The 11,479-nt window shown below is 61.0% G+C and carries 9 protein-coding genes and 1 pseudogene; 2 read left to right on the top strand and 8 right to left on the bottom strand.

Annotated features, from left to right (window positions below):
- Window positions 1-714 precede the first annotated feature (714 nt).
- The 7 genes from ACP7D9_RS07845 to ACP7D9_RS07815 form a co-directional block, all read right to left on the bottom strand.
- The gene (locus tag ACP7D9_RS07845) at window positions 715-1,281 is read right to left on the bottom strand and encodes a GNAT family N-acetyltransferase (RefSeq protein WP_426156552.1); all 567 of its coding nucleotides are present in this window, start codon (window positions 1,279-1,281) and stop codon (window positions 715-717) included.
- Window positions 1,282-1,501: 220 nt separating this feature from the next.
- Window positions 1,502-2,272 (bottom strand): electron transfer flavoprotein subunit beta, encoded by a 771-nt coding sequence (locus ACP7D9_RS07840; RefSeq protein ID WP_426156550.1) that lies wholly within the window; start codon window positions 2,270-2,272, stop codon window positions 1,502-1,504.
- A gap of 9 nt (window positions 2,273-2,281) precedes the next feature.
- Entirely contained in the window at window positions 2,282-3,502 is a 1,221-nt protein-coding gene (locus ACP7D9_RS07835; RefSeq protein WP_426156548.1) for an electron transfer flavoprotein subunit alpha/FixB family protein, read from the bottom strand.
- On the bottom strand, window positions 3,502-5,451 hold the full coding sequence (gene dgcB / locus ACP7D9_RS07830; RefSeq protein WP_426156546.1) for a dimethylglycine demethylation protein DgcB: 1,950 nt from the start codon (window positions 5,449-5,451) through the stop codon (window positions 3,502-3,504). The genes ACP7D9_RS07835 and dgcB overlap by 1 nt, the downstream gene beginning before the upstream one ends.
- Window positions 5,452-5,609: 158 nt before the next feature.
- On the bottom strand, window positions 5,610-7,670 hold the full coding sequence (dgcA, locus tag ACP7D9_RS07825) for a dimethylglycine demethylation protein DgcA (RefSeq protein ID WP_064365321.1): 2,061 nt from the start codon (window positions 7,668-7,670) through the stop codon (window positions 5,610-5,612).
- Window positions 7,671-7,685: 15 nt separating this feature from the next.
- Window positions 7,686-8,216 carry a DUF5943 domain-containing protein gene (locus tag ACP7D9_RS07820; protein ID WP_005792152.1) on the bottom strand — a complete coding sequence of 177 codons (531 nt, stop codon included), beginning with the start codon at window positions 8,214-8,216 and terminating at the stop codon, window positions 7,686-7,688.
- Between the two features lie 78 nt (window positions 8,217-8,294).
- Window positions 8,295-9,272, bottom strand: coding sequence for a dipeptidase (locus ACP7D9_RS07815; protein WP_007962626.1), 978 nt, complete (start codon window positions 9,270-9,272; stop codon window positions 8,295-8,297).
- A 231-nt stretch (window positions 9,273-9,503) separates the two neighbouring features.
- On the opposite strand from ACP7D9_RS07815, the gene ACP7D9_RS07810 reads away from it, so the two are divergent.
- A complete protein-coding gene (locus ACP7D9_RS07810; RefSeq protein WP_341638071.1) occupies window positions 9,504-9,905 on the top strand; it encodes a lysozyme inhibitor LprI family protein in 402 nt (133 codons plus the stop codon).
- 47 nt (window positions 9,906-9,952) lie between these two features.
- Window positions 9,953-10,369: a DUF3010 family protein gene (locus tag ACP7D9_RS07805; protein ID WP_016772815.1), complete on the top strand. Its 417-nt coding sequence runs from the start codon at window positions 9,953-9,955 to the stop codon at window positions 10,367-10,369.
- Window positions 10,370-10,381: 12 nt separating this feature from the next.
- Here ACP7D9_RS07805 and ACP7D9_RS07800 read toward each other — a convergent pair.
- Window positions 10,382-11,409, bottom strand: a pseudogene (locus tag ACP7D9_RS07800) (GlxA family transcriptional regulator).
- Window positions 11,410-11,479 lie beyond the last annotated feature (70 nt).

Here is an 11,479-nt window from a genome sequence, read left to right as displayed (position 1 = left end):
CTGGAATGCATTCCAGCTGTAGGAGCTGGCTTGCTCGCGAAGGCGTCCTGCCAAATACCACACCCCAAAAGCAGATTGCACAATTTCTGATCAACCACCCCCCACCCATACCCACCAAGCCCTCCAGCCGTCCGTGAACAAGTTATCCACATGCCCACCCACAGCAAATGGGGGTAACTGTGTGTGAGTCGGAAATTATCCTGCTGATTTGCAAAGAAAAACCGTGACTTTTGCAAAAGCACGGATCGCCCAAACGACTGATTGTTTTTTGATCAGCTCACTGTAAGCCACGCAGAATAAGGCCCGTAGCGGGTAGCGAACACCTTATCCACAGAAGCGCCAACAGAGAACGGGGGTAACTTTGTCTCGTCTGTGGAAAAGCGCATGAAACTCGGGAAAAACCCGCGCTCAAGAGTATTTCGTTGCAGCAGAGCTTCATTTGAGCAAAATATGAGCAATTCTTTGGAGGCCTCGATTTATAAGGCTCTTGGCAGACGACGAACATCTTATCCACAGAGGCGCCAACAGAGATTGGGGGCAACTCGAAGCGTTATCGCGTGGAAAACTCTGTAAAAACCGCCACTTAGATTGATTGTTTTTTGATCTGAGGCCTGTAAGCCGCGGCGGATATGGCTTGCAGTGAGGGACGAACACGTTATCCACAGACTGACCAACAGCGATTGTGTGTAACCCCTCAGGAGTGGATAACCTGATTCATGCTCGGTACATCAAATGGGCTTCGCCCGTTACCCGTATCATCGGATGGGGAACAACTTGGCAGGTTTTGACAATGCCGAAGCCATGACGCTCATAAAAGCGGCGCGCGCCAGTGTTGGCCGCATAGTCGATCAGGCTCAGACCATTCAGTCCGAACTGCTCGGCGCGCTTCTTGGCATGCCGAAGAAACTGCACACCCAACCCTTGGTTGCGCCAGCCTTCGTGCAGCGCCAGGCTGGAGATGTACAACGAATCCAGCACTTCCATATCCGCATACGGCGCCAGTACCGGATCGGTGGGCGGCGTCGGTTCAGGATCTTCGCGCATGGCGTAACTGTGCATCATGCCAACGACGCCCCCTTCCGCCTCGGCGATGAGACAGTTCTGCCAGGAAAAATCCACATCGTCGCGGGCATAACGTCGCTCCCCGACGTCCAGCAGCGCCTCTCCGGGCGCCGCCAACTGGCTCCAGATGTAATCCGAAGCGCCCTCCGACGAAATCTGAAACAAACGTGCGATATCGCGCGCATCCGTGCGACGGGCAGGTCGAAACTCAACAGCCATTCACTTGACTCCTCGCGTTCGAGTTGGGGGTTTTAACCTGTGGTTGAAGCTGATCGCAAAGGAATGCGGAGGTTTTTCCATGTCAACAAATGACAGCCTGCCGAACACGCACCTGTGGGAGCGGGCTCGCTCGCGAAGAGGCCGAGTCAGTCAACATCAATGTCGCCCGACACACTGCTATCGCGAGCAAGCCCGCTCCCACAAGGAATTGGGTGCAGTGTCAGCGGACAACACCTTCTTCGATGAGGAGTTTGAGAATCGCTTCGGCACCCGCCTGCGCAGTGACGCCTTTGAGCACCTGCCCCCCGCCGCCACTGGCTTTTGCAGTAGCGGCTTTCATCCGGTCGGCGCCGCTCTTGGCCTTGATCACCTTCAAACGCTTGGGCCGTGGCTTGGCCGGCTGCAGGATGGCGACGGCCAACAATGGGTCCTCGACCACTTCAACGTCATCGGCGGCCAATTCGCCCCGCCGTGCCGGGCCATAAGCACTTTGCCGAGGCTTCGGCGCGGCGTTATCCACAGTCGCCAGAAACGGCAGTTTCACCTTCAAGCGCCGCCGCTGCCCGCGCGGCAACGCTTGCAGAACCAACGCCGAGCCGTCATTGATCGATTCGACCTGCGCCAGGCCCACCACCAGTGGCCAGCCCAGACTTTCAGCCAGCAGGAACGGCAACATCCCCGAGCCTTCCCCGGTTTCCGCCTGGCTGCCGGTCAGCACCACCTGCGCGCCGGCATCGCGCAGGTATGCGGTCAGCGCCGGCAACGCATCAGCGCCAGCCGGTTGTTCAAGCACGTGCATCTGCTCCAGGCCCATGCCCAAATACGCACGCAATGCCGGTTCGGCAACATCACCGGCGTGCAGCACTTGCAGGTTATCCCCAGCCAGTTGCAGGCCCAGTTCCACCGCGCGCGCATCCTGATCGGCGCGCCGTGGCCGACCCGAGGTCGGGTGAGCGCCGATTGAAACCAGACTGATAACGTTCGTGTTCATAGGGTTTCCTTAAGCCGCATCGCGCTTGGCGTCGTTGCGGTAAGCCGCGACCGCTTCGATCAACGCTTGCAGAATCGCTGCGCTTTCGCCGATCACTGAAAGATCGGCGCGTTTGATCATGTCGCAACCCGGATCGAGGTTGATCGCCACCACCTTGTCGCAGGCGCCAATGCCTTGCAGATGCTGGATCGCTCCGGAGATACCCACGGCGACATACACCCGAGCGGTGACCCAGGTGCCAGACGCACCGACCTGGCGATCACGGGCCATGAAACCATCGTCCACGGCGACCCGCGACGCGCCCTCGGTGGCGCCGAGTGCAGCGGCGGTTTCGTGGAACAGCGACCAGTCCTTCACGCCGTTGCCACCGGAGAAAATGAATTCGGCTTCGGCCATCGGAATCGCGCCCGGGTCCACCGCTACGGCGCCGAGATCTTCGATTCGCGACAGGCTGCGCGCCACGCTTGTGGATAACTCCACTGGCAACGCTTCGTGACGGGTTTCGCTGACCGGCTCGGCGCATTCGGCAGCGGCCAGAATCAACCGCGCCACCGGACGAGCGAGGTCTTGCAGCCCGGCGCCAGCGCGGCCGATGCACTGCTGATCCTTGACTTGCCAGACCCGCGTTGCCGGGCGTTCGCCCAGTGCCGCAGCAAAGCGCCGGCCGAGTTCGCCGCCACCGCTGCGACTGTCCGGCAGCAGCCAGTGGCGCGGACTGAACTGGTTATCCACAGCCCGCAGCCCTTGCACCCGTTGTTCCGGTGCATAACCGCTGAACTCGTCGCCCTCGAGTACCAGCAAGCGGTCGACGCCGGCGGTTTCGAAAGCGGATTCCTTGTGCTCACCAAACACCACCGCCAACACCGCACCGTCCGTGCCGGCCAGTTGATGGGCAAGACCAAGCAAGTCGCGATCGTGGCTGCTCAGGCGGCCGCCGACCATGTCGGGCACCACGCTGATGTAAAACGCCGGCGCTGGCACCTGATGCAACGGCAACTGGACTTCAACCGTGGCCGAACGCTTGACCGCCCCGCCCTGCTGCGCGCCGCTGCGGTCAATGCGTTTGATGCCGTTAGGGCCGATAAAACCCATGCCGTGCAGATTCTTGCGGATGACGCCATTGGGCCCCATCCAGCTGTGTTGCGCCGGTTGCATCGCCGCGTGCAGCGGGTGCAGACGGTTGCGCGCGATCCATTCGGCGCGCGGGTCGCGGCGGATAATGTCGCTCATCAATGCACCTCCGCAGGTTCACGTTTGGCCGGTGTCGCCGGTTTGCTAGGCGCGGCGTCTTCGAGCAGCGCGTCGGCGACCAGCTCGGCAATGTCCTTGATCAGCGGACGCGGTTCGACCACGCCTTCGAGCATCGCCGTGCACTGTGGACAACCCACGGCCACCAGTTCGGCGCCGGTCTCGCGGATGTCGTCCATGCGCATATCGGGAATGCGCTGTTTGCCCGGAATGTCCGTGATCGGCGCGCCACCGCCACCGCCACAGCAGCGCGAGCGGAAACCGGAGCGCTGCATCTCTTTGACTTCGATGCCGAGCGCGCGCAGCACTTCGCGCGGCGCTTCGTACTCGCCGTTGTAGCGGCCCAGGTAGCACGGGTCGTGATAGGTCACGCTGTTGCCTTTGTGCTGCCCGAGGTTGAGCGCGCCGGCCTGAATGATCTCGGCCATGTAGGTGCTGTGGTGCTGCACCAGATAGTTGCCGTCGAAGGCGCAGTACTCGTTTTTCAGCACGTGGAAACTGTGTGGATCGCAGGTGACGATGCGGTTGAAGCTGTATTTGGCCAGGGTCTGGATGTTGCGCTTGGCCAGCAACTGGAACGTGGCTTCATCGCCGAGACGCCGTGCCACATCACCGCTGTCGCGTTCTTCGAGGCCGAGCACGGCAAAGTCGATTTTCGCCGCCTTCAGCACCTTGACGAAGGCACGCAAGGTGCGCTGGTTGCGCATGTCGAAGGCGCCGTCGCCGACCCAGAACAGCACGTCGGTGGATTGCTTCTCGCTGAGCAGATTGAGGTTCAGGTCCGCTGCCCAGTTCATCCGCCCGCCCGGGGCGAAACCGCCGGGGTTGTCGGTGGCGATGAGGTTTTCGAGCACTTCGGCGCCCTTGTTCGGCGTCGCGCCTTTTTCCAGGGTCAGATGCCGGCGCATGTCGACGATCGCATCGACGTGCTCGATCATCATCGGGCATTCTTCAACGCAGGCGCGGCACGTGGTGCACGACCACAGGGTTTCGGCATCGACCAGGCCGTTGACGATCGGTTGATGCGGATTGCCGCCGTGTTCGCCGATCGGTTTGCCTGGATACGGGCTACCGGCGAATTTGGCATCGGTGCCGCCCGCGAGGCCGACGACCATATCCTGGATCAGTTTTTTCGGGTTCAACGGCTGGCCGGCGGCGAACGCCGGGCACGCCGCTTCGCACTTGCCGCACTGCACGCAGGCGTCGAAACCGAGCAACTGGTTCCAGGTGAAATCCTTGGGTTTTTCAACGCCCAGCGGCGCATCGGGATTGTTCAGATCCAGCGGCTTCAAACCGGTCGAGCGCCCGCCACCGAAACGTTCCGGGCGGCGGTGCCAGGCCAGATGCAGGGCACCGGCGAAGGCGTGTTTCATTGGCCCGCCCCAGGTCATGCCGAAGAACAGTTCCGACACGCCCCACAACACGCCAATACCGAGAATGGCGGCGAGCACCCAACCGCCGAAGTTTTCCGGCAGGATCCCGGCCACCGGCAGGGTCACCAGGAAAAACGACGCGGAGAAGGCCAGCAGGCTTTTCGGCAGGCGCATCCAAGGGCCTTTCGACAGACGTGCAGGCGGATTGACGCGGCGCAGGTACATGAAGATCGCGCCGACGAACATTACTGCCGACATCAGCAACAAGGCGTAACCGAGGATGCGGTTATGCAGGCCGAAACCGTGCACCAGAATCGCCAGCACGATCGACGCCACCGCACCGCCCGCCGTGGCGACGTGGGTGTTGGCAATGTATTTGTCCCGCGCCACGACGTGGTGCAGGTCGACCATGTAGCGCTTGGGCATGGCCAGCAGACCGCCGAGCAGATCGACCTTCGCCGCCCGCCCCAGGCGCCACATGTTCATCCGCCGCAACGCGCCGAGGACAGCAAGGCCCAAGGCTGCGAACAACAGGATTGGAAGAAGGGTGTTCAACATGGTGAAGCTCCCAAAGACCACACAGGTCTACCGTCAAACTGGCCCGTAATGTGGGAGCGGGCTTGCTCGCGAAGGCGGCGTGTCAGTCGATGCATCCAGTGCCTGGTACATCGCTTTCGCGAGCAAGCCCGCTCCCACATTTGACCGAGTTCACCTCGTTAGAAATCCTTGCAGAGTCGCAGGGCGTCATAGATCGCGGCGTGGGTATTACGCTGCGCCACGCAGTCGCCGATACGGAACAGCAAGTAGCCGTCGCCCGCTTCGCTCAGCGAAGGTTGCGGCTGGATCGCGAACAGCGCTTCGACGTCGATCTGGCCCTTGTTGCGCGAGCCGTCCTTGAGGGCGTAGTAGATCTCCTCGTCCGGGCGCACGCCGTTTTCGACGACCACCTGATCGACCACCCGCTCCTCTTTCGCGCCGGTGTATTCGTTCTCCAGCACCGCGATCAGCTTGTCGCCTTCGCGGTAGACCTTCTCCAGCATCATGTCGCCGGTCATGATCACTTCTTTCGGGTACATGCTGCGGTAGTAGGTCGGGAACGACGTACCGCCAATCGCCACGCCCGGCTTGATGTCGTCGGTGACGATCTCGACCTGGCTGCCCTTGTCCGCGAGGAAGTCGGCGACCGACATCCCGGTGAACTCGCAAATGGTGTCGTAGACCAGCACGTTCTTGCCCGGCGCGACCTTGCCGTCGAGCACGTCCCAGCTGCTGACCACCAGCCCTTCGGCGGCGCCCCAGTGCTCGTTCTGCTCAAGGTACGGGTGGCCGCCGACCGCCAGCACCACCACGTCCGGACGCAGGTCCATGATGGTGTCGGCATCCGCCGCCGTGCCCAGGCGCAGATCGACTTTCAGCCGCGCCAGTTCCAGCTGGAACCAGCGGGTGATGCCGGCGATCTGGTCGCGCTGCGGTGCTTTCGATGCGGTGGTGATTTGCCCGCCGATGAATTCTTTTTTCTCGAACAGGGTCACGTCGTGGCCACGCTCGGCAGCTACGCGTGCGGCTTCCATCCCGGCCGGGCCGGCACCGACGATCACCACCTTGCGTTTCGGCCCGGTGGATTTCTCGATGATGTGCGGCACGCCCATGTATTCACGGGAGGTCGCGGCGTTCTGGATGCACAGCACATCGAGACCCTGATACTGACGGTCGATGCAATAGTTGGCGCCGACGCACTGTTTGATCTGGTCGATCTGGCCCATCTTGATCTTGGCGATCAGGTGCGGGTCAGCGATGTGCGCGCGGGTCATGCCGACCATATCGACGTAACCGCCTTCAAGGATGCGCGTGGCCTGGTTCGGGTCCTTGATGTTCTGCGCGTGCAGCACCGGCACCTTGACCACTTCCTTGATCCCGGCAGCCAGGTGCAGGAACGGCTCCGGTGGATAACTCATGTTCGGAATAACGTTGGCCAGGGTGTTGTGCGTATCGCAACCCGAGCCGACCACGCCGATGAAATCGAGCATGCCGGTGTCGTCGTAATACTTGGCGATCTGCTTCATGTCCTCGTGGGACAAACCGTCCGGGTGGAACTCGTCACCGCACAGGCGCATGCCGACGCAGAAATCGTCACCGACCTCGGCGCGCACGGCTTTGAGTACTTCGAGACCGAACTTCATCCGCCCTTCGAAGCTGCCGCCCCATTCATCGGTGCGCTTGTTGACGCGCGGGCTCCAGAACTGGTCGATCATGTGCTGGTGCACGGCCGACAGTTCGACGCCATCGAGGCCACCAGCCTTGGCCCGGCGCGCAGCCTGGGCGTAGTTGCCGATCACTCGCCAGATCTCTTCCGGCTCGATGGTTTTGCAAGTGGCGCGGTGCACCGGTTCACGGATGCCCGATGGCGACATCAGGGTCGGCCAGTTGAAACCGTCCCAGCGCGAGCGACGGCCCATGTGGGTAATCTGGATCATGATCTTGGCGCCATGCTTGTGCATGGCGTCGGCCAGATTCTGGAAGTGCGGAATGATCCGGTCGGTGGACAGATTGACCGAACTCCACCATTCCTGCGGGCTGTCGATCGCCACCACGGACGAACCGCCGCAGATGGCCAGGCCGATGCCGCCCTTGGCTTTCTCTTCGTAGTATTTGACGTAGCGGTCGGTGGTCATGCCGCCGTCAGTCGCGTAGACCTCGGCGTGCGCGGTGCTGAGCACGCGGTTGCGGATGGTCAGTTTGCCGATCTGGATCGGCTGGAACATTGCTTCGAAAGCCATTTCACGGTCCTCGGCTTACAACGGCTTGACGGTGAACAAGCCGTCATCGTGGCCCTCTTCGGAGCCTCCGTAGACTTGTTCGGCCACAGTGCGAATCTTGCTGCCACGCGCTTCGAGGATCTGGTCCATGGCGCCGGCAAACCAGCCCGTGAACATGTAGTCGACCTTGCGCCCGACCTTGCCGTAGACATAGACGAACGCCGAGTGCTCGAGCTTGACGCTGGCGGTGCCTTTGTCGAGGTCGATGTCCTGGATCTTGAACAGACCCCAGCCGCGCTGCGACAGGCGCTTCATGTAGTGCTCGAACACCGCGACGCCTTCCAGGCCATGGCATTCGGCTTCCTTTTCACACCAGTGCCAGGCGGATTTGTAGCCGGCCTTGTAGAGGATTTCGGCGTAGGCGTCAGCGCCCAATACTTCTTCGATGCCCATGTGGTTGTTGACGAAAAAGTGACGCGGCACATACAGCATTGGCAGGGCGTCGGAGGTCCAGACACCGGTCTCGCTGTCGACTTCGATAGGCAATTGCGGGGCGATCTTGGCCATGGAAACTTAACTCCAGAAAATTTTGTGTGTTGCCCCCGGCGCGGATGGCCGCGGGAAAGGATTCAGAAGTGCGGCGGCTTATTCGCCCCAAACATCTTTCAAAACGTTCACCCAGTTCTCACCCATGATCTTGCGTACCACGCGTTCGGAATGGCCGCGCTTGAGCAGGGTTTCGGTGAGGTTGGGGAATTCGCCGACGGTGCGGATGCCCAGCGGGTTGATGATCTTGCCGAAGCTGGTCAGGCGGCGGGCGTAGCCCTTGTCATGGGTCAGGTACTCGAAGAAGTCCTGGCCGTGGCCCTGAGTGAAATCGGTGCCGATGCCGATGGCGTCTTCGCCGACGATGTTCATGGTGTATTCGATGGCTTCGGCGTAATCGTCGATGGTCGAATCGATACCCTTGGCGAGGAACGGCGCGAACATGGTCACGCCGACGAAACCGCCGTGGTCGGCAATGAACTTCAACTCTGCGTCGGACTTGTTGCGCGGGTGCTCTTTGAGGCCCGACGGCAGGCAGTGCGAATAGCAGACCGGTTTTTTCGATTCGAGAATGACTTCTTCAGATGTCTTGGAACCGACGTGGGACAGGTCGCACATGACGCCGACGCGGTTCATCTCGGCGACGATTTCACGACCGAAACCCGACAGGCCGCCGTCGCGTTCGTAGCAACCGGTGCCAACCAGATTCTGCGTGTTGTAGCACATCTGCACGATGCCGACGCCGAGCTGCTTGAACACCTCGACATAGCCGATCTGGTCTTCGAAGGCGTGGGCATTCTGGAAGCCGAAGAGGATGCCGGTCTTGCCCTGTTCCTTGGCGCGACGAATGTCAGCGGTGGTGCGCACCGGCATCACCAGGTCGCTGTTCTCGCGGATCAGCTTCTGGCTGGCGGCAATGTTGTTCACGGTCGCCTGAAAGCCTTCCCACACCGACACCGTGCAGTTGGCCGCCGTCAGACCGCCCTTGCGCATGTCTTCAAACAGCTCGCGGTTCCATTTGGCAATGATCAGACCGTCGATAACGATGCTGTCGGCGTGTAATTCGGCTGGGCTCATCAGGCGTCCCCTTGTTGGCGATTCATGCGCCGAATCGTCTGCCGGCGCTTTGGGGCCAGCATATGCCTAGGTGTCGGGGCGACCGGGTGCAAAAACGACAGGGGAATTGCCGAAAGCGTCAATCCGCGACAAAGGGTCGTGCCCCGCCCCGATCAGCTACCTGTTCAAGCCCGCGCGCTTGCGCCAGAATCTGCCGCAGCCTGCACCTACCCACGGATTAGAGCGACCCCAATGAAATCGATCTTCCTCGCCCTGGCATTGATTGCGACCGGCGTCCACGCCGCCGAAGAATCCGAGAACAACCCGTGCGACGCGGTGGAAAACGACATCCAGACCCTGGAATGCTCCGCCTACAGCCGCAGCACCGCCGAAGACCTGCTCAAGGACAACTACGCCAGCCTCAACGAACGCATGCAGGCCGCGTACGGCAAGAACCCGACGCAACTGGCCGACATCACCGCCAAACTGAAAACCGCCCAGCAGCAATGGCTGAAAACCCGCGACGCCGATTGCGCAGTGGAAGCGTTTCCGGCGACCGCAGGCAGCAAAGCGTTCACCATTGCGCAGAACGATTGTGTGGCGCGGATGAGTGATGAACGGTCGGAGTTTTTGGAGTCGATCGGGCAGGAGTGAGTGTTTGAGCTGTAAGCTGAACCTCTTAAGCCAGTCTAAGGATTCCCATGAACATCTGCGGCATTGAAATCAAAGGCAGCGAAGCGATCATCGCCGTGGCTGCGCTCGACGGTTCGACCTTGAGCCATGTCCCACTCGCCACGAAAAAGATTGCTCTGGATGACGATGACGAGGCGGCGAACGTGCGGCGGTTCGCGGCGCAGGTGGCGTCGTTTGTGCGCGAGAACTCGGTGGACCGGATTGCGATCAAGAAGCGCAGCAAGAAGGGTGAGTTTGCCGGAGGGCCGACGACGTTCAAGATTGAGGGCGTATTTCAGTTGCTGGATGGTTGTGAGGTGACGCTGCTGTCGCCGCAGACGATCAATGCGCAGGCCAAGAAGCACAATTTCGAGCTGCCGGGGACTTTGAACAAATATCAGCATGAGGCTTATAAAGCGGCGTGCTCGGCGTTGGTGAAAAAGTAACCAAGAGCAAGATCAAAAGATCGCAGCCTTCGGCAGCTCCTGCATTGGAATGCATTTCCCTGTAGGAGCTGCCGAAGGCTGCGATCTTTTGACTTTCAGGCCTGTGCGGTACGCCGATCCTCGCGCGGGCAGCGGGCGAAACGTGCGCGATAACTGCGGGTGAAATAAGACGGTGATTCAAAGCCGCAGGCAATGCTGACTTCCAGCACGCTCATGTCGGTCTGGCGCAACAGCTGCCGGGCCTTTTCCAGGCGCAAGCGCAGATAGAAATTACTCGGCGTATCGTTCAGATGCAGCCGGAACAAACGCTCCAGTTGCCGCCGCGTGACCTTGATCGACTCCGCCAGTTGCAGCGTGGTCAGCGGCGGTTCGCTGTGCTGCTCCATCTCGCCGATCACCTGCACCAGTTTCTTGTTGCTGATGCCGTAACGCGTGGCGACTTCCATGCGCTGGTGATCCTTGCGCGGGCGGATCCGCCCCAGCACAAATTGCTCGCTGACCTGAATCGCCAGTTGCGGGCCGTGGGCCTGGGCGATCAGGTCGAGCATCAAGTCGATAGAAGCCGTGCCACCCGCCGAAGTGATCCGCCGGCGGTCGATCTCGAACAGCTCCTGGGTCACGCTGAGCTGTGGATAAGATTCCCTGAACGCATCGATCGCCTCCCAGTGCAGGGTCAGGCGATAGCCGTCGAGCAGGCCTGCTTCGGCAATGACGAAGCTGCCGGTGTCGATACCACCGAGCGTCACACCTTCGTTGTCCAGCCGACGCAACCAGTGTTCCAGCATCGGCGTAACGAATTTCAGCGGCTCGAACCCGGCCACCACCAGCAAGGTCGCGCCTTTCTTCAGCGGCTCCAGCGCCGCATCGGCGTTGACCGACATGCCGTTGCTCGCCAGTACCGCGCCGCCATCGGCGCTGAGCACATGCCAGCGGTACAACTCGCCGCGAAAGCGGTTGGCCACGCGCAGCGGTTCGATTGCGGAGATAAAGCCGATGGCGGAGAACCCCGGCATCAGCAAAAAGTAGAAATCCTGAGACATGGGCGCACTCGGTTGGCGGGTCGCGTGGAACGTTGATACGCCGTTTGCCGGCGGCATTCAAGCGCGCAGG

It is taken from the genome of Pseudomonas sp. TSRC2-2 (assembly GCF_049897785.1).
In the GTDB taxonomy this organism is placed as follows: Bacteria; Pseudomonadota; Gammaproteobacteria; order Pseudomonadales; family Pseudomonadaceae; genus Aquipseudomonas.
Note: the sequence above shows the minus strand (reverse complement) of the source record. Positions and strands in the feature narration are given on the sequence as shown.

Excerpts from the sequence above, each read along its gene's own strand:
- ACP7D9_RS07845 (WP_426156552.1), bottom strand. The coding sequence starts at position 1,281 with ATGGCTGTTGAGTTTCGACCTGCCCGTCGCACGGATGCGCGCGATATC.
- ACP7D9_RS07840 (WP_426156550.1), bottom strand. The coding sequence starts at position 2,272 with ATGAACACGAACGTTATCAGTCTGGTTTCAATCGGCGCTCACCCGACC.
- ACP7D9_RS07835 (WP_426156548.1), bottom strand. The coding sequence starts at position 3,502 with ATGAGCGACATTATCCGCCGCGACCCGCGCGCCGAATGGATCGCGCGC.
- dgcB (WP_426156546.1), bottom strand. The coding sequence starts at position 5,451 with ATGTTGAACACCCTTCTTCCAATCCTGTTGTTCGCAGCCTTGGGCCTT.
- dgcA (WP_064365321.1), bottom strand. The coding sequence starts at position 7,670 with ATGGCTTTCGAAGCAATGTTCCAGCCGATCCAGATCGGCAAACTGACC.
- ACP7D9_RS07820 (WP_005792152.1), bottom strand. The coding sequence starts at position 8,216 with ATGGCCAAGATCGCCCCGCAATTGCCTATCGAAGTCGACAGCGAGACC.
- ACP7D9_RS07815 (WP_007962626.1), bottom strand. The coding sequence starts at position 9,272 with ATGAGCCCAGCCGAATTACACGCCGACAGCATCGTTATCGACGGTCTG.
- ACP7D9_RS07810 (WP_341638071.1), top strand. The coding sequence starts at position 9,504 with ATGAAATCGATCTTCCTCGCCCTGGCATTGATTGCGACCGGCGTCCAC.
- ACP7D9_RS07805 (WP_016772815.1), top strand. The coding sequence starts at position 9,953 with ATGAACATCTGCGGCATTGAAATCAAAGGCAGCGAAGCGATCATCGCC.